Annotated in this window: 15 protein-coding genes; 12 read left to right on the top strand and 3 right to left on the bottom strand. The window is 73.0% G+C overall.

The window, feature by feature from the left end; all coding sequences use genetic code 11:
* Positions 1-350: 350 nt before the first annotated feature.
* Complete coding sequence (locus ACP4J0_RS29400; RefSeq protein ID WP_426601755.1) at positions 351-2,168, top strand: BACON domain-containing protein; 1,818 nt, start codon at positions 351-353, stop codon at positions 2,166-2,168.
* Positions 2,169-2,187: 19 nt separating this feature from the next.
* Here the strand turns inward: ACP4J0_RS29400 and ACP4J0_RS29395 are convergent, their stop codons facing one another.
* On the bottom strand, positions 2,188-2,901 hold the full coding sequence (locus tag ACP4J0_RS29395) for a hypothetical protein (RefSeq protein WP_426601803.1): 714 nt from the start codon (positions 2,899-2,901) through the stop codon (positions 2,188-2,190).
* Between the two features lie 278 nt (positions 2,902-3,179).
* Here ACP4J0_RS29395 and ACP4J0_RS29390 point away from each other — a divergent pair, with 278 nt between their 5' ends.
* The 4 genes from ACP4J0_RS29390 to ilvD all read left to right on the top strand — a co-directional run bounded on the left by ACP4J0_RS29390 (position 3,180) and on the right by ilvD (position 7,938).
* Positions 3,180-4,112, top strand: a complete 933-nt coding sequence (locus tag ACP4J0_RS29390; protein ID WP_426601754.1) for a Ppx/GppA family phosphatase — start codon at positions 3,180-3,182, stop codon at positions 4,110-4,112.
* A gap of 320 nt (positions 4,113-4,432) precedes the next feature.
* Entirely contained in the window at positions 4,433-5,344 is a 912-nt protein-coding gene (locus ACP4J0_RS29385; protein WP_426601753.1) for a TIM barrel protein, read from the top strand.
* The gene (locus tag ACP4J0_RS29380) at positions 5,341-5,952 is read left to right on the top strand and encodes a TetR family transcriptional regulator (RefSeq protein WP_426601752.1); all 612 of its coding nucleotides are present in this window, start codon (positions 5,341-5,343) and stop codon (positions 5,950-5,952) included. Before ACP4J0_RS29385 ends, ACP4J0_RS29380 begins: the two co-directional genes overlap by 4 nt.
* A 132-nt stretch (positions 5,953-6,084) precedes the next feature.
* A complete protein-coding gene (gene ilvD, locus ACP4J0_RS29375) occupies positions 6,085-7,938 on the top strand; it encodes a dihydroxy-acid dehydratase (RefSeq protein WP_426601751.1) in 1,854 nt (617 codons plus the stop codon).
* Positions 7,939-8,056: 118 nt separating this feature from the next.
* On the opposite strand, the gene ACP4J0_RS29370 is transcribed toward ilvD, so the two are convergent.
* Positions 8,057-10,270, bottom strand: a complete 2,214-nt coding sequence (locus tag ACP4J0_RS29370) for a protein kinase domain-containing protein (protein WP_426601750.1) — start codon at positions 10,268-10,270, stop codon at positions 8,057-8,059.
* A 198-nt stretch (positions 10,271-10,468) separates the two neighbouring features.
* Here ACP4J0_RS29370 and ACP4J0_RS29365 point away from each other — a divergent pair, with 198 nt between their 5' ends.
* The 7 genes from ACP4J0_RS29365 (at position 10,469) to proC (ending at position 15,723) form a co-directional block, all read left to right on the top strand.
* Positions 10,469-10,798, top strand: coding sequence for an SH3 domain-containing protein (locus ACP4J0_RS29365; RefSeq protein ID WP_426601749.1), 330 nt, complete (start codon positions 10,469-10,471; stop codon positions 10,796-10,798).
* A gap of 151 nt (positions 10,799-10,949) precedes the next feature.
* Positions 10,950-11,633 (top strand): DUF4232 domain-containing protein, encoded by a 684-nt coding sequence (locus ACP4J0_RS29360; protein WP_426601748.1) that lies wholly within the window; start codon positions 10,950-10,952, stop codon positions 11,631-11,633.
* Positions 11,634-11,701: 68 nt separating this feature from the next.
* Positions 11,702-12,220, top strand: coding sequence for an EamA/RhaT family transporter (locus tag ACP4J0_RS29355; protein ID WP_426601747.1), 519 nt, complete (start codon positions 11,702-11,704; stop codon positions 12,218-12,220).
* 84 nt (positions 12,221-12,304) lie between these two features.
* Positions 12,305-13,120 (top strand): class I SAM-dependent methyltransferase, encoded by an 816-nt coding sequence (locus ACP4J0_RS29350; RefSeq protein ID WP_426601746.1) that lies wholly within the window; start codon positions 12,305-12,307, stop codon positions 13,118-13,120.
* Between the two features lie 32 nt (positions 13,121-13,152).
* A complete protein-coding gene (locus tag ACP4J0_RS29345; RefSeq protein ID WP_426601745.1) occupies positions 13,153-13,980 on the top strand; it encodes an ABC transporter ATP-binding protein in 828 nt (275 codons plus the stop codon).
* A complete protein-coding gene (locus ACP4J0_RS29340; protein WP_426601744.1) occupies positions 13,977-14,780 on the top strand; it encodes an ABC transporter permease in 804 nt (267 codons plus the stop codon). Before ACP4J0_RS29345 ends, ACP4J0_RS29340 begins: the two co-directional genes overlap by 4 nt.
* Positions 14,781-14,910: 130 nt before the next feature.
* Positions 14,911-15,723, top strand: a complete 813-nt coding sequence (gene proC / locus ACP4J0_RS29335) for a pyrroline-5-carboxylate reductase (RefSeq protein ID WP_426524172.1) — start codon at positions 14,911-14,913, stop codon at positions 15,721-15,723.
* Positions 15,724-15,863: 140 nt separating this feature from the next.
* On the opposite strand, the gene trpS is transcribed toward proC, so the two are convergent.
* Positions 15,864-16,874 carry a tryptophan--tRNA ligase gene (trpS, locus tag ACP4J0_RS29330; RefSeq protein ID WP_426601743.1) on the bottom strand — a complete coding sequence of 337 codons (1,011 nt, stop codon included), beginning with the start codon at positions 16,872-16,874 and terminating at the stop codon, positions 15,864-15,866.
* Positions 16,875-17,423 lie beyond the last annotated feature (549 nt).

Below are 17,423 nucleotides of genomic sequence, written 5' to 3'. Positions count from 1 at the left end.
CACGAGAGCAGAGCCCCACGAAACCCGCCCGCCGCCCTGCCCGCCGCCGTCACCCGTTCCGCCCGGGCCGGACCGCCCACCGCATGGGCGGAGGGAGAGGCCTTCACTCCACTCTCATCCCCGACCGGCCACCTCCACCACGCCCACCACGCCCACCACGCCCACCACGCTCACCACATTCAGCACGCCCACCACATCGACCACATCGACCCCGAACGGGCCGCCAGCCACCCCTCAGCAGTCGCGGAACACCAGCCTCCTGTCCCCTTATGAGGGATCGTTTCACCCGTACGGGTTAAAAGTGCCCAACGCGCCACTTCGCGCCACCCATAGCCCCCTACGGTCGCCGAGTGATGAGGAGCAGTCCGGAGACGACGACCCGCACGACCGGTGCACACCGGACGCACCGGGAAGCGCGTGACCGCGCCGCGGCGCGCACGCTGGCGCAGCGGCCGCCCGCGCGTTACGACGCTCATCTGGACGGCCTGTTCACGTACTGCCTGTCCGTGCTCTGCGACCATGCCGCCGCGACCGACGCCCTGGGCGACGTGCTCGCGCTCGCCGAGCGCCGCGGCCACCGCGGTCCCGGGGCCGCCGGAGACCGCAGGGCCTGGCTGTACGCGCTGGCCCGCTGGGCCTGCCTGCGCAGGCTGGCCGAGACCAAGCAGAAACGTCCTGGCAGTCACGCGGCGGTCCGCTCCGACACCGGCCGGCACCGCACCGCACCGTATGCCGCGCACGACGCGCACGACGCGCACGACGCGCACGACGCGCACGACGCGCACAGCGCATACGACGCACACGGCGATGAGCGGCAGCGGCACCGCCGTGAACTCGCCCTCCTCGCCTGGCCGGAGGCCGCCGGCACCACCCCGGAGCAGCGCGAGGCCCTCGAACTCGCCGTGCGCCACCACCTCACCGCCCACGAGGTCGCCGCCGTCCTCGGCCTGGGCCCGGCCGCCGCCCGGGAGCTGCTCGCCTCCGCCGCCTGCGAGGTCGAGCGCACCCGCGCGGCCCTCGCCGTCGTCGAGACCGGCACCTGCCCGGGCGTCGCCCGCCTGGCCGGTGACAACCGGTACGTGCTGAGCGCCGCCCTGCGTCGCGAGCTGGTCCGGCACGTCGACGACTGCCCGCGCTGCCGCCGTACCGCCGAGCGCGCGGTCCCCGGCCACTGGCCCGGCACGAGCGTGACGCCCGCCGAGCTGCCCGTCCTGGAGGCGCCCCGCGCGGCGTTGCACGTCGCCATGGCGCATCCCCCGCGCGCGCGGGGTGCGACCCCCCGCTTCGACCGGCGTGGCTTCCCGATGGACCCCAAGGACCGGGCGGCCCGACGGGAGCGCCTCCGCGCGCGTGCCGTCACCACGACCGTCGTCGCCACCGTCGTCGCCGCGCCCGTGCTCGCCCTGTGGGCGGCCTACCGCGGCACCCCGGTCGTCGAGGGCGACGACGGCCGCTCGGCCACCGCCAGCGAGGGGCAGAGCCCCGACGGCCTGGACGGAGAGTCCGCGGACGGCACCCACGGCTACGAGAACACCGGCAACACGCGGACCACCCCCGGCCCCCGCTTCGGCAAGAACGGCAAGGCCGACGTCTCCGTCGAGGTCGTCAGCGTCGCCGGCGCCGGAGGCGGCGAGAAGGACGCCGGCCACCTGGCGGTGACGGCCGGCCACGACGGCGACACCACGCTGATCACCCTCACCGCGACCGGCGGCGCACCGGTGCGCTGGGCCGCGTCCACCAGCGCCTCCTGGCTGTACCTGAGCCGGTCGTCGGGCATCCTGCGGCCCGGCGAGACGCTGACCATCAGGGTGTACGTCGATCATCTGCGCGAACCGTCCGGCCACTGGAGCGCACGGGTGGCCGTCTCGCCCACCGGCGCCGTCGTCTCCATCGAGGGCTACGGCACCGCGCCCAGCCCGCCGCACCCGGGCCCGCGCCCCGGCACCCCCGACGACTCGCCGCCCCCGTCCGGCCCGGGACCTGACCCCGACCCGGGCCCGTCCACCTCGGCACCCGTCGACCCGACACCCACCGACGACCCGTCACCCACGTCGCCCGCCCCGGACCCGACGCCCACCGGACCACCCCCGACCGGCGGCACCGGCGGCACCGGCGGCTCACCACCGCTGCCGAGCGACAGCGGCACCCCGAGCCCGACCAGCCCGTAGAACGCCTCGGACACCGGCCTCAGCGGGCGGGATCCGCCGGATGCGGGGCCAGCAGCGGCAGCTGCGAGGCCAGCCGCTCCTCACACAGCTCGACCAGCCGGTCGTAGCCCGCCTTGCCCATCAGCTCGACCAGCTCCGGCCGGTAGGAGACGTACACCGGGTCGCCCGCGCCGTGCGCCGAGGTCGCCGAGGTGCACCACCAGTGCAGGTCGTGCCCGCCCGGACCCCAGCCGCGCCGGTCGTACTCACCGATCGAGACCTGCAGCACACGCGTGTCGTCGGGCCGGTCGATCCACTCGTACGTCCGCCGGACCGGGAGCTGCCAGCACACGTCGGGCTTGGTCTCCAGCGGCTCCCGGCCCTCCTTCAGGGCCAGGATGTGCAGCGAGCAGCCCGCACCCCCGGCGAACCCGGGCCGGTTCTGGAAGATGCACGAGCCCTGGAAGGGGCGGGTCTGGCGGGAGCCCTCGTCGTCCTCGGAGACCCAGCCGTGCTCGGTGCCCTCGGCGTGGTGCTGCCAGACGTCCGGCGTGAGCCTCGCCACGTGCTCGGCGACCCGCTTCTCGTCGTCCTCGTCGGAGAAGTGGGCGCCCAGCGAGCAGCACCCGTCGTCCGCGCGGCCCGCCTGGATGCCCTGGCAGCCGCTGCCGAAGATGCAGTTCCAGCGGGAGGTCAGCCAGGTCAGATCGCACCGGAAGACCTGTTCGTCGTCGGCCGGATCCGGAAACTCCACCCACGCGCGCGCGAAGTCGAGGCCCTTCTCGTCGCCCGCCGTAGAACCCCCGGAGGTCCCCGACGGCGAACCCGCGGAGGCCTCCGACGGCGAACCCGCGGAGGTCCCCGACGGCGCAGGGGACGACAACCCGATCAGCACGTCCTTCTTGTTCTTCTTGTCCTTCTTGGCCGACTTTTCGTCCTTCGCCTTTTTCGTCTTTGGCACGGCTCCAGGGTAAGACGCCCGCGCCGGATGACGGCACCGCCGCCCGGTCCGCTGGCAGTAGCGTTCGGTACATGAGACTCGGTGTCCTCGACGTGGGTTCGAACACGGTGCATCTGCTGGTGGTGGACGCGCACCCGGGCGCATGCCCGCTGCCCGCCCACTCGCACAAGGCGGAACTGCGCCTCGCCCAGCTCCTCGACGAGGACGGCGCGATCGGCCCCGACGGCGTCGACCGCCTGATCGCGGTCGTCCGGGACGCGCTCCAGGCCGCCGAGGACAAGGGCGTCGAGGACCTCCTGCCGTTCGCCACCTCCGCCGTGCGCGAGGCGAGCAACGCCGACGACGTCCTCGCGCGCGTACGGGCCGAGACCGGCGTCGAGCTGTCGGTGCTCAGCGGCGCCGAGGAGGCCCGGCTCACCTTCCTCGCCGTCCGCCGCTGGTTCGGCTGGTCCGCCGGCAAGCTGCTGGTCCTCGACATCGGCGGCGGCTCCCTGGAGATCGCCTACGGCCTCGACGAGGAACCCGACACCGCCGTGTCGCTGCCGCTCGGCGCGGGCCGGCTGACCGCCGCCCGGCTGCCCGGCGACCCGCCCCACCCGGACGACGTCAGGGCGCTGCGCCGCCACGTCCGTACGGAGATCGCCCGCACGGTCGGCGACTTCAGCCGCTTCGGAGCCCCCGACCACGTGGTCGCCACCTCCAAGACCTTCCGGCAGCTGGCCCGCATCACCGGCGCCGCCCGCTCCGCCGAGGGCCTCTACGTCCAGCGCGAGCTGAAGCGGGCCTCCCTGGAGGCCTGGGTGCCGCGCCTGGCCGCCATGACGAGCGCCGAGCGGGCCGAGCTCCCGGGCGTGTCCGAGGGCCGCGCGGGCCAGCTCCTGGCCGGCGCGCTGGTGGCCGAGGCCGCGATGGACCTCTTCCGCGTGGAAAGCCTGGAGATCTGCCCGTGGGCGCTCAGGGAGGGCGTGATCCTCCGCCGCCTCGACCACATGGGCCAGGGATGACGCACCCGCGAGGGACGCGGGGCGGTGCCGACGAGGGGGACGCGGGTCGGTGCCGGCGGAAGGGGCGCGGGACCGTGTGTGCGGTTCGCCGTACGGGCACGGGGCGGCGTCGGCGGCGTGCCGTACGGGCACGGGGCGGTGTCGGCGGTTCGCCGTACGGGCACGGGGCGGCGTGCCGTACGGGCACGGGGCGGTGTCGGCGGTGTGTGCCGTACGGGCGCGAGCAGCCGCGGCGCATGCCGCACCCGCCCTATGGCACGCACCACAACGGCGAGCGGGCACCCCGCACCCACCCAGCCCCACCCCGTAACCTGACCCTCGTGGCAGAACCAACGGACGCCGTCCGGATCCCGGACGCGAAGGTCGCCCTGTCGACGGCTTCCGTCTACCCGGAGTCGACGGCGACGGCCTTCGAGATCGCCGCACGCCTCGGATACGACGGGGTCGAGGTCATGGTGTGGACCGATCCGGTCAGCCAGGACATCGACGCGCTGCGCAGACTCAGCGACTACCACCGCATGCCGATACTCGCCGTGCACGCCCCGTGCCTGCTCATCACCCAGCGCGTGTGGTCCACCGACCCCTGGGTCAAGCTGCAGCGCGCCCGCGCCGCCGCCGAGAAGCTCGGCGCGTCCGCCGTCGTCGTCCACCCGCCGTTCCGCTGGCAGCGGCAGTACGCCAGGGACTTCGTCAGCGGCATCTGGCGGATGGCGGACGAGACGGACGTGCGGTTCGCCGTCGAGAACATGTACCCCTGGCGCTACCGCGACCGCGAGATGCAGGCGTACGCCCCCGACTGGGACGTGACGAAGGACGACTACCGGCACTTCACGATCGACCTCAGCCACGCCGCCACGTCCCGCACCGACGCCCTCGACATGCTCGACCGCATGGGCGACCGCCTCGGCCACGTCCACCTCGCCGACGGCAAGGGCTCCGCCAAGGACGAGCACCTCGTTCCCGGCCGTGGCGACCAGCCCTGCGCCGAGGTGCTGGAACGCCTCGCGCACACCGGCTTCGACGGGCACGTCGTCATCGAGGTCAACACCCGTCGCGCGATGTCCAGCGCCGAACGTGAGGCCGATCTCGCCGAGGCCCTGGCCTTCACCCGCCTGCACCTGGCGGCGTCCGGCCCGTCCGGCCTGCCCGGTTCGTCGGCCCCGTCCGGATCAGCGGGCCCGTCCGGATCGGCGGGCTCGACGGGCTCGGCGGCGAAGGCGCACCGGCGGTGAGCGACACCGCCGGGGGAACCCGCCGCCGCGGCAGGCCTCCGCGTACGGAGTCCGCCGGCACCCGCGACCGCATCCTCACCACGGCCCGCGAGGAGTTCTCCGAGCGCGGCTACGAGAAGACGTCCGTACGCGGCATCGCCAAGGCGGCGGGCGTGGACCCGGCACTGGTGCACCACTACTTCGGCACCAAGGAACAGGTCTTCGAGGCGGCCGTCGAGGTCGCCTTCGCGCCCGCCCTGAAAGCCCCCGAGGCCATCGGCGACGGCCCCCTCGACGGGGTGGGCGAGCGGCTCACCCGCTTCGTCTTCGGCCTCTGGGAGAACCCCGCCACCCGTACGCCGCTGCTGGCCATCGTCCGCTCCGCCGTCAACAACGACACCGCCGCCGCCGTCTTCCGCCGCCTGATCGCCGCCCAGCTGCTGCGGCGGATCGCCGCCCAGCTGGACCTGCCCGACGCGGAACTTCGTGCCGAGCTGGCGGCGGCGCAGCTGGTGGGGTGCGCGATGCTGCGGTACGTGATCAAGGTGGAGCCGTTGGCCTCGGCCGACCCGGAGCGGATCATCGCCCGCGTGGCACCGGTCGTACAGGGGCATCTCACCGGGCCCTGAGGCCGCGCTCCGGGCGCCCCTGCGGTGTCGTGGGCGAGACGCGCATCCCGCATTACGGACACCTTGTCCCGGCCCCTGGATGACCGGCGTACGCTCGACGACAGTCATTACTCTCCGAAGGAGCGAGCGACGATGCCCGAACTGAGGTCCCGCACAGTCACCCACGGCCGCAACATGGCGGGCGCCCGCGCCCTTATGCGTGCCTCCGGTGTACCCGGCGCGGACATCGGGCGGAAGCCGATCATCGCCGTCGCCAACAGCTTCACGGAGTTCGTGCCGGGCCACACGCACCTCGCCCCGGTCGGCCGCATCGTCAGCGAGGCGGTCACCGCGGCCGGCGGCATCCCGCGCGAGTTCAACACGATCGCCGTCGACGACGGCATCGCGATGGGCCACGGCGGCATGCTCTACTCCCTCCCCTCCCGCGACCTGATCGCGGACAGCGTGGAGTACATGGTCGAAGCGCACTGCGCCGACGCCCTGATCTGCATCTCCAACTGCGACAAGATCACCCCGGGCATGCTCAACGCGGCCCTGCGGCTGAACATCCCGACGGTCTTCGTCTCCGGCGGCCCGATGGAGTCCGGCCGCGCCACCCTGGTCGACGGCACGGTCCGCACGCTGGACCTGGTCGACGCGATGTCGGAGGCGGTCAACGACAAGATCTCCGACGCGGACATCCTCCGCATCGAGGAGAACGCCTGCCCCACCTGCGGCTCCTGTTCCGGCATGTTCACCGCCAACTCGATGAACTGCCTGACCGAGGCGATCGGCCTCTCCCTGCCCGGCAACGGCTCGGTGCTGGCCACCCACACCGCCCGCAAGGCGCTCTACGAGAACGCCGCCCGCACGGTGCTGGACCTGACCCGCCGCTACTACGAGCAGGACGACGACTCGGTCCTGCCCCGCAACATCGCCACCCCCGCGGCCTTCGCCAACGCCATGGCGCTGGACATCGCGATGGGCGGTTCCACCAACACGATCCTGCACCTGCTGGCCGCCGCCCAGGAGGCGGAGGTCGCCTACGGCCTCACCGAGATGGACGCCCTCTCGCGCCGCGTCCCGTGCCTCGCCAAGGTCGCGCCGAACGTCGCCAAGGACCGCACGTACTACATGGAGGACGTGCACCGCGCGGGCGGCATCCCCGCCCTCCTCGGCGAACTGCACCGCGGGGGCCTGCTCAACGAGGACGTGCACTCCGTCCACAGCCCGTCCCTGGCCGACTGGCTGAAGACCTGGGACATCCGCGGCGGCTCGCCCTCCCAGGAGGCCGTCGAGCTGTGGCACGCGGCCCCCGGCTGCGTCCGCTCCGCCGAGGCCTTCTCCCAGTCCGAGCGCTGGGACTCCCTGGACGACGACGCCGAGAACGGCTGCATCCGCTCCGTCGAGCACGCCTACTCCAAGGACGGCGGCCTCGCGGTCCTGCGCGGCAACCTCGCCGTGGACGGCTGCGTCGTCAAGACCGCCGGCGTGGACGAGTCCATCTGGACCTTCGAGGGCCCGGCCGTCGTCTGCGAGTCGCAGGAGGAGGCCGTCCAGAAGATCCTCACCCAGCAGGTCGAGGAGGGCGACGTCGTCGTCATCCGCTACGAGGGCCCCAAGGGCGGCCCCGGCATGCAGGAGATGCTCTACCCGACCTCGTACCTGAAGGGCCGCGGCCTCGGAAAGGCCTGCGCCCTGGTCACCGACGGCCGCTTCTCCGGCGGCACCTCGGGCCTGTCCATCGGCCACGCCTCACCGGAGGCGGCGGCCGGCGGCACCATCGCCCTGGTCGAGGACGGCGACCGCATCCGCATCGACATCCCCAACCGCTCCATCGAGCTGCTCGTGGACGACGCCGAGCTGGCCCGCCGCGAGCAGGCCATGAACGGCGTGTACGCCCCGAAGAACCGCGAGCGCAAGGTCTCCGCGGCCCTGAAGGCGTACGCCGCGATGGCGACGAGCGCGGACAAGGGCGCGGTGCGCGACGTCAGCAAGCTGGGCTGACCACCCGGTCCGACGCCCGGCGCGGCTCCCACACGCCCCGGCCCGACGACTGTCCGGCGCGGCCCCCGGCCGGAAGCCCGACGCGGCCCCGACACGAACCTGACGCGGCCCGGCAGGGTCACCAGGCGCCCGGGTCCCGCCCCGTCACGCCGAACACGGTCCCGTCGGGCGCACCGGCGTAGACGTGGCCGCCCGCGAGCACCGGCGCGGGCAGCGTGGCGGGGACCCGGTCGGAGTCGGCGCCGAGCCGCGGCCGGGTCTGCCCGAGGAGCCTCCCCGTGCGGGCGTCGACGCCCAGCAGCCGGCCGTCGGGAGCGGTGACGTACACGTGCCGTCCGTCGGAGACGGGTACCGAGCCCCGGCTCACGCCCGTCTCCAGCCGCCATCGCTGCCTGCCCGCCGCCATGTCCACGGCCACCAGCGAGCCGCCCGCGCCCATGAGGTGCACGGTGTCCCCGCGCACGCCGGCCTCCGCCTGCGCGACCGGCACGGGCAGCGTCACCCGGCGGGTGGCCCCCGTGGCGGGCGTGTAGCGGACCACCGCCTTCACGTCCCCGTAGACGGCGCCCCCGACGACGAGGTACACGGACCCGTCCGCCGCCCCCACGGGCGTCAGCGACCCCTCCAGCTCCGCGTCCCACCGCACGTCCCCCGTCGCGGGGTCCACCGCGGTGACCCGGGTCGTGTTCCCGTCCTCGGACAGGCTCGTCGCGTACGCCGACGGTTCGTCCGGCTCTCCGGTGAACGAGGAGAAGTACGGCACGGCCTGGCCCGGAATCCGTCCGGACCACCTGGTCTCGCCGGAGGCGCTGTCCACACCCGTGACCGTTCCGTCGGAACGGGTGAGCAGGAGCATGTCGCCGACCGCCCGCACTCCGTCGTACTCGGGCATCTCCTCCTGCCACACGGGCTTGCCCGTGGCCGGGTCGAGCGCCTCCAGGTCACCGATCCGGTGGAGGGAGGGCTGGACGAGGCCGCCCGACACGACCGGCGGTTCGCTGCGGGCCGTGCCCGCGACGTCGTGCCGCCACAGTGTGCCGCCGTCGGCAGGATCGAGGGCGAAGACCAGCCCCGGCCGCGCGCACAGCAGCCTTTGGGCCCCGTACGAGCACAGGGGCATGCCGGCGCCCTCCGAGGCGGGCGTCGTCTCCCACACGCCGAAGCCGCCCTGCGCGCTCTGCGCGGCGGTGGTCTTCCGCGCCGGTTCCGTGCCGTCGATCAGCTGGAGCGAGGTCAGCCCGCCGAGCACGGCGAGGCAGAGCGCCCCGGCCATCAGAACCGTCCGCCCGCCGAGGCGCCGCGCGGACCGCTCCGCGGGCGCGTCCGCCTCCTGGCACTCCTGGACCTCATGGACTTCCTGGACCTCATGGACCTCGTGGGCCTCCAGAACTTCCTGGGCCTCTTTCGCCTCCCCGCTCTCCCGCGCCCCCTGTGTCTCCCGTGTCTCCCGCGTCTCCTGCGCCTGCGTCCACGGGGCCGGTACGAACACCTGTGTGTCGTACCCCGCCGCCACCGACCGCAGCTGCCGCATCAGCTCGTCCGGCGTGGGCCGGTCGGCGGGCTCCTTCGCGAGACACCGCAGCACCAGCGGCGCGAGCGTCTCCGGTACGCCGGTGAGGTCGGGTTCGTCGTGCACGACCTGGTAGGCGACGACGTACGGGCTGTCGGAGTCGAAGGGCCCGCGCCCGGTCGCCGCGTGCACCATGAGCGAGCCGAGGGCGAAGACGTCGGCCGCGGGACCCACTTCCCGGGGCCGCCGGAACTGCTCCGGCGCCATGAACGGCGGCGTACCGATCAGCTTCCCGGTCTCGGTGCGCAGTTCGCTGTCCTTCGGCCGGGAAATGCCGAAGTCGATGACCTTGGGTCCGTCCTCGGCCAGCAGCACGTTGCTCGGTTTCAGGTCCCGGTGCACGACCCCGACCCGGTGGATGTCGCGCAGTGCCTCCGCGAGCCCGGCCATCAGCCGGCGCGCCTGGTCCGGGTCCATCGGCCCGTTCCGCTTCACCTGCTCGGCGAGGGTCGGTCCGGGGATGTACAGCGTGGCCATCCAGGGCCGTCCGCCATCCGGGTCGGCGTCGACGACGGGCGCGGTGAACGCCCCGCTCACCCGCCGCGCGGCGGCCACCTCCTGCCGGAACCGCCCTCTGAACTCGGGGTCCATGGCGTACCGGGCGTGCACGACCTTCACCGCGACCCGCATCCCGGAGGTGCTCCGGGCCAGATGGACGACGCCCATGCCACCCGAGCCCAGACAGGACTCCAGGCGGTAGTGGCCGGCGTATTCCGGAAGTTCCGCTTCCGCGCCCGCTCCGGCGTTCCTCTGCGGCGCCATGGAACCTCCCCCGTGCTGTTCGTTCGCGCGCGCGACGCTCGGAGCCTAGTCGATGGGTCGTACGGGACCGAGGCGGCTTGCTAGCCTCCGCGTGCGAGTTGCGAACTCGTGTTCCGTGGCTCCGTGGCTTGTTTTGCACTGGTTCCATGGAAATCACGCGACCCACGACAGCCGTGGGTACAACGGGGGAGGTTTTTCATGTCTGTCGACCAGATCTCGGACATCGAGGGCGGGGACGAGAAGACGACCGCGGAGGCCGTCACCACGGCGGCGGCCACGGCAGCCCGCTCCTACCCGGTCGCTCCGGGCTACCGGCTGAACGTCCGCAGCGGCCCCGGCACCGGCTACTCCGTCGTCCGGGCCCTGCCCGAGGGCGCCAGGGTCCAGATCAACTGCCAGACGCCGGGCACCCGGGTGTCGGGCCCGTACGGCACCTCGAACATCTGGGACAACATCGGCAGCGGCCAGTACGTCGCCGACGCGTACATCCGCACCGGCAGCGACGGCTACGTGGCCCCTCGCTGCTGAGTGCCCGGCAGGTGGGTGTGTAACAGAGCTGTCCTGGCGCCGTATTAGGGAGGTGCCGGGCGGAACGGGGTGCCGGCCGGGCGGGTCCTGGTGATCAGAAACGCTCGCTCGTGCCGACGGGCCGGCACCCCAACCGATACCGAGGAAAACGATGCGCGTTCGCAAGATCACCCTCGCAGCCGTGGCCGTCGTCGCGGGTCTCTCGCTCACCGCCTGCCAGAACGACGACGACGGCACGGGCCAGAGCGCCCCGTCGGCCACCTCCACCTCGTCCTCCTCGTCCTCCTCGAACGGCGGCTCGGAAGCGGCGGGCTCGGGGTCGGCCGGCTCGGACCAGGGCAGCGGGACGGACTCGGGGAAGAGCACCGCCGGGCAGGGCCCGGCCGCCGGGACCGGTTCCAGCGAGGCCGGCAAGACCGGCAAGTGCCGCACCGACGAGCTGGAGATCACGGCGATGGACAGCACCATCGGCGGCGACCCCGACGGCACCGTGGCGGTCGACCTGAAGAACGGCGGCGGCCGGGACTGCACGCTCTCGGGCCACGCGGGTGTCGACCTGAAGACCAACGCGGGCTCGTTGTCCGCGACGCGCACGGGCGAGCCGGCCGACCCGGTCACCCTCAAGGACGGCGAGACGGTGTCCTTCGGCATCAGCTACCCGATCAACGACTCGGGCGGCTCCGGCGTCCGCATCACGGGCCTGGTGGTGACCCCGCCGGACGAGACGAAGTCGGTCACGCTCGCCTGGCCGGGCGGCGCCTCGCTGCCCGTCACGGACGGCTCCGGCTCCGCGGTGAAGGTCGGCCCGATCGGCAGTGCCGGCCAGGGCGGCTGACCCGCACGTTCCGCGCGGCGGGCCCGCCCGGCGCCGGGTCCGCGACACCCCGGCGCCATAATCGACCCGTGAGCGCAGAGAACGGCACGAACGGCATCCCGGACACCCCCGCGAGCTCCACCCCGCCCGCAGGCCCCCGCCCCGAGCCCATCCGGTTCTACGGCACCACCTGGGTGCACCACGACAACGGGTACGCCGCCCGCCGGGCCGGCCTCGCCGTCGGCTCCCTCGCCGTGGCGGCCGCCGCCTGCTTCGTGCTCCGCATCGCCTACCAGGGCCTCCAGATCGCCGACGTCGGCGGCTTCGTCTCGCTGCTGATGACGGTGATGTTCGCGATCTGCAGTGCCCTGGCCTTCCGCCACACCTGGTCCGCCTTCACCAGCCGCCCCGACCCCGACCGCCAGGCCTCCCTCCGCGGCCTGCTGGCCATCGGCTTCGTCGGCTCGCTCCTCGCCTACTTCTTCCGCACCTTCACCGAAGCCCCGGGCGAGAAACTGCACCGCGCCGAGTACGACAAGGCCCGCGAGGAGTACGAGAAGCGCACCACCCGCCGCTCGGGCAACCCGTCGAAGAAGCGCCGCCGCTAGCTGGCCGACCCCGGCGAGTGCGGCGGCCACCCGTCCTTCCCGAAACCTTCCTGCGCCCCGAAGCCACCCGGCCACCATGGCCGTATGACGACACCCGCGCCCTCCGGGCCCACGCACAGTGCCCGCGCCCACTCCTTCAACGCCGCCGCCGCCCAGTACGCCGCCAACCGCCCCTCCTACCCGCCCGCTCTCTTCGAGGCGCTGGAGGAGTTGGCCGGCCGTCCGCTGGCCGGCGCCCGCGTCGTGGACGCCGGCGCCGGTACGGGCATCGCCACCGCCCGCCTGCACGCGCGCGGTGCCGACGTGATCGCCGTCGAGCCCGGCGCCGGCATGGCCGCCGAGTTCCGCCGGGCCCTCCCCGGCGTGCCGATAGTGCGGGGCGACGGCAACGCCCTCCCCCTCGCCGACCACTGCGCCGACTTCCTCACCTACGCCCAGGCCTGGCACTGGACCGACCCCGCCCTGGCCGTCCCGGAGGCGCTGCGCGTGCTGCGTCCGGGCGGCGCGCTCGCGCTGTGGTGGAACACCGGCGCCCACGACGTGCCGTGGATCGCGGCGGCCGCCGACCGCGCCGACCGGCACTTCGGGCTGGACCTCGCCGCCGAGAAGCGGAACCTCGACGCACGCGTCGCCGACCCCGCAGGCCGCCTCGGCTTCACCCGCCGCGACATCCGCTGGAGCCGCCGCGTACCCCTCGCCACCCACCTGGCCAACCTCGGCAGCCACTCGGTCTTCCTGACCGACACCGAGGAACGCCGCGCGGCCTTCCTGGCCGAGGAGTGCCGGCACCTCCTGACCGCCTTCCCGGACGGAATCGTCGAGGAGACGTACGACGTCCGCCTCCTGCTCGCGACGACCCCGACGACCCCGGCGGCCCCGGCGACGACCTGGACCGCTTGACGCGACCCTCACCCGGGAGGAGTATTCATCACATGATGAATTACCCCTCCCCGCCCCCCGAAGAACCGCCGCCCCCCGACGGACGAGGCGGTACCCCCGCCCCACCCGCCGTCCACGCCGAGAACCTCACCGTCACCCGCGGCCCCCGCACCGTCCTGCGCGCCCTGGGTTTCACCGTCCCGCGCGGCCGGATCACCGGCCTCCTCGGCCCCTCCGGCTGCGGCAAGTCGACCCTGATGCGCGCGATCACCGGCACCCAGGCCAAGGTCACCGGCACCCTGGACGTCCTCGGCCACCCCGCCGGCCACCCCACCCTCCGCACCCGCATCGGCTACGTCACCCAGGCCCCGTCCGTCTTCGACGACCTGACCGTCCGCCAGAACCTCGCCTACTTCGCCGCGGTCCTCGCCCCCGGCCGCGCAGCCGCCGGGGCCCGCCACGAGAACGTCACCCGCGTCCTCGCCGAGGTAGACCTCACCACCCACGCCGACGCCCTGGCCGGCGACCTTTCCGGAGGCCAGCGCAGCCGCGTCTCCCTCGCCGTGGCCCTCCTCGGCGCCCCCGAACTCCTGGTCCTCGACGAACCGACGGTCGGCCTGGACCCCGTACTCCGCCGAGACCTCTGGACCCTCTTCCACTCCCTCGCCGCCGACCGCGGCACCACCCTCCTCGTCTCCTCCCACGTCATGGACGAGGCCGAGCGCTGCCACCGCCTCCTCCTCATGCGCGAGGGCGGGATCCTCGCCGAGGGCACCCCCGACGCCCTGCGCACCCGCACCGGCTCCGGCACGGTCGAGGAGGCCTTCCTGCACCTGGTCGACGAAGCGAAGGCGGCCCGCACGAAGGAGCCAACCCCATGACTACCCCCACCACCCCCACCACCCCCACCACACCCCTGCACCCGACTGCCCCCACCCACCCCCTGACCCTCTCCCGCACCACAGCCACCGCGACCCGCGTCCTGCGCCAGCTGAGCCACGACCCCCGCACCATCGCGCTCCTGATGCTGATCCCCTGCGTGATGCTGGTCCTGCTGCGCTACGTCTTCGACGGCAGCCCGCGCACCTTCGACAACATCGGTGCCTCGCTCCTCGGGATCTTCCCGCTGATCACGATGTTCCTGGTCACCTCCATCGCGACCCTGCGCGAGCGCACCTCCGGCACCCTCGAGCGCCTCCTCGCCATGCCGCTGGGCAAAGGCGACCTCATCGCCGGGTACGCCCTCGCCTTCGGGGCCCTCGCCATCGTCCAGTCGGCCCTGGCGACCGGCCTGGCTGTCTGGTTCCTCGGCCTGGACGTGACGGGCAGCCCCTGGCTCCTCCTCCTGGTCGCGCTGCTCGACGCCCTCCTCGGCACCGCCCTCGGTCTCTTCGTCTCGGCCTTCGCGGCCTCGGAGTTCCAGGCGGTCCAGTTCATGCCGGCCGTGATCTTCCCCCAGCTCCTCCTTTGCGGCCTGTTCACCCCGCGCGACCGGATGCACCCGGCGCTGGAGGCGGTCTCCGACGTACTGCCCATGTCCTACGCGGTGGACGGCATGAACGAGGTCCTGCACCACACCGACACGACCGCCGCCTTCGTACGGGACGTCCTGATCGTCGCGGGCTGCGCCCTCCTCGTCCTGGCCCTGGGCGCGGCCACCCTCAAACGCCGGACGCCCTAGCGCGCCCATCGGAATCCCGCCGACCGGAATCCCGCCCACCGGACATCCCGGCCCCGCCCGCCCCCGGGATGCGAGGATGACGACGACGGACGACGCACCCCCAGAGGGCACTCGGAGGGCACCGAAAGCCATGACCCAGAAAGTCGCAGTCCTCGGCACCGGCAAGATCGGCGAAGCCCTGCTCAGCGGCATGATCGGAGCCGGCTGGGCACCCGCCGACCTCCTGGTCACCGCCCGCCGCCGGGAACGGGCCGAAGAACTCCGCGCCCGCCACGGAGTCACCCCGGTCACCAACGCCGAGGCCGCCAAGACCGCCGACACCCTGATCCTCACGGTCAAGCCGCAGGACATGGGCACGCTCCTCGACGAACTCGCCCCGCACGTCCCCGCCGACCGCCTGGTCATCAGCGGCGCCGCGGGCATCCCGACCGCCTTCTTCGAGGAGCACCTCGCCCCCGGCACCCCGGTCGTCCGCGTCATGACGAACACCCCGGCCCTCGTCGACGAGGCCATGTCCGTCATCTCGGCCGGCACCCACGCCACCGCCGACCACCTGACCCACACCGAGGAGATCTTCGGCGCCGTCGGCAAGACCCTCCGCGTCCCCGAGTCCCAGCAGGACGCCTGCACCGCCCTCTCCGGCTCCGGCCCGGCGTACTTCTTCTACCTGGTCGAAGCCATGACCGACGCCGGCATCCTCCTGGGCCTGCCCCGCGACAAGGCCCACGACCTGATCGTCCAGTCAGCGATCGGCGCCGCGAAGATGCTCCGCGACAGCGGCGAACACCCGGTCAGGCTCCGCGAGAACGTCACGTCCCCCGCAGGCACCACCATCAACGCGATCCGCGAACTGGAGAACCACGGCGTCCGCGCCGCCCTCATCGCCGCCCTGGAAGCCGCCCGCGACCGCAGCCGCGAACTCGCCTCCGGCACCAAGGACTGACCCTCCCGCCAGGCCCGCTTCGACTGCGCATGGGTGTGTTCCGGCGTGAGCGAGTGAGATCGCCCCCCGGCCGGCTCCGGCAGCGAGGCGCGATGCGCCGGCACTTCGCATCGCGCCTCGCCACCGGCCACCGCGCGCGCCTACCGCGCAGCGTTCACGGGCGGCAGCAGCCCGATCGCGCGATAAGCGGCATCCACGGTCGGCCGAGCCATGGCCCGGGCCTTGCCCGCCCCCTCCCTCAGCACACCCTCCACATACCCGGGATCCGCGCACAGCTCCTTGTGCCGCTCCTGCACGGGCCGCAGCACCTCCACGACCGCCTCCGCGGTGTCCTTCTTCAAGGCGCCGTACGAGTCGTACCCACCCGCCAGCTCAGCCGGCCCCGCACCCGTGCAGGCGGCGAGGATCTCCAGCAGGTTGGCGAGCCCCGGCCGCCCCTCCCGGTCGTACACGACCTCGCGCCCACTGTCGGTCACGGCCCGCATGACCTTCTTCCGCACCACGCCCGGCTCGTCCAGCAGATAGACGATCCCCGGCCCGACGTCGTCGCTCTTCCCCATCTTCGACGCGGGTTCCTGCAGATTCATCACCCGAGCGGCGACCGCCGGACTCGTGGCCCGCGGCACCACGAACGTGTGCCCGTACCGCTGGTTGAACCGCACCGCCAGATCCCGCGCGAGCTCCACGTGCTGAGTCTGGTCGTTCCCGACCGGCACCTCGTCCGTCCCGTACGCCAGGATGTCGGCCGCCATCAGCACGGGATACGTCAGCAGCGACAGCCGCACACTCCCGCCCCGCTGCCGCTCCCGCGCGGCCTTCTCCTTGTACTGGATCATCCGCCGCATCTCCCCGTCGGTGGCGACGCACTCCAGTACGTACGACAGCCGGGCATGCTCGTCCACGTGGCTCTGCACGAAGACGGTGCACAGCTCCGGATCCAGCCCCGCCGCCAGCAACAGGGACGCCGCCTGCCGGCTCAGTCTGCGCACCCGCGCCGGATCGTGGTCCACGGTCAGCGCGTGCAGGTCGACGACGCAGAACAGCGCGTCCGACCGGTGCTGGTCCTCCGCGGCCCACTGCCGCATGGCTCCCAGGTAGTTCCCCAGCGTCAGGTGCCCGGTCGGCTTGACCCCACTGAAGACCCGTGTCATCTCTCCACCTCCTGGTCAGGGCCGCCGCCACCCGTCGGCCGCCCCTCCCGGAGGGAGATACGGGAACGGCCGCCGAAGCGGCGGCCGTTGAGTGCATACGTGACTACGGCCGCCGTCAGGCGGCCCGCCAGAGCTGAGTGCACGTACGCGTCATCACGCCCGCCACGGTACGCCCGCAGAGGCCGCACCGCCCAGGATTTGACACGCCGGTACCGCACTCGTAATGTTCTCCGAGTTGTCCGACGTGAGCGCCGACCCCGGTCGGTCCCCGGACAGCCATTCCGCAAGTACCAACCACTTCACGACGAACAGTCGCGCTGTCGGCGTCGTCGCATTGTCGGTGCGCGTATTTATGGAATGAGGAATCCACGTCCGTCAGGACGCGGCCCCCGATTAGCTCGGGAGCCGGGAATCCGCTAGAGTCTCACTCGTCGGAACGGCCCAACAGCCGCGAAGACAACCCCCTCTGACGGGGAATCAGGGCCGAAAGGATCTGATAGAGTCGGAACCGCCGGAAAGGGAAACGCGAAAGCGGGAACCTGGAAAGCA

Source organism: Streptomyces sp. WG7 (genome assembly GCF_049975785.1).
Taxonomy (GTDB): Bacteria; Actinomycetota; Actinomycetes; order Streptomycetales; family Streptomycetaceae; genus Streptomyces.
The sequence above is the reverse complement of the archived record's forward strand: the minus strand, read 5'-3'. Positions and strand labels throughout refer to the sequence as shown.

Coding starts and splice junctions, on each gene's coding strand:
- ACP4J0_RS29390 (WP_426601754.1), top strand. CDS start 3,180: ATGAGACTCGGTGTCCTCGACGTGGGTTCGAACACGGTGCATCTGCTG.
- ilvD (WP_426601751.1), top strand. CDS start 6,085: ATGCCCGAACTGAGGTCCCGCACAGTCACCCACGGCCGCAACATGGCG.
- ACP4J0_RS29370 (WP_426601750.1), bottom strand. CDS start 10,270: ATGGCGCCGCAGAGGAACGCCGGAGCGGGCGCGGAAGCGGAACTTCCG.
- ACP4J0_RS29365 (WP_426601749.1), top strand. CDS start 10,469: ATGTCTGTCGACCAGATCTCGGACATCGAGGGCGGGGACGAGAAGACG.
- ACP4J0_RS29360 (WP_426601748.1), top strand. CDS start 10,950: ATGCGCGTTCGCAAGATCACCCTCGCAGCCGTGGCCGTCGTCGCGGGT.
- ACP4J0_RS29350 (WP_426601746.1), top strand. CDS start 12,305: ATGACGACACCCGCGCCCTCCGGGCCCACGCACAGTGCCCGCGCCCAC.
- ACP4J0_RS29345 (WP_426601745.1), top strand. CDS start 13,153: ATGATGAATTACCCCTCCCCGCCCCCCGAAGAACCGCCGCCCCCCGAC.
- ACP4J0_RS29340 (WP_426601744.1), top strand. CDS start 13,977: ATGACTACCCCCACCACCCCCACCACCCCCACCACACCCCTGCACCCG.
- proC (WP_426524172.1), top strand. CDS start 14,911: ATGACCCAGAAAGTCGCAGTCCTCGGCACCGGCAAGATCGGCGAAGCC.
- trpS (WP_426601743.1), bottom strand. CDS start 16,874: ATGACACGGGTCTTCAGTGGGGTCAAGCCGACCGGGCACCTGACGCTG.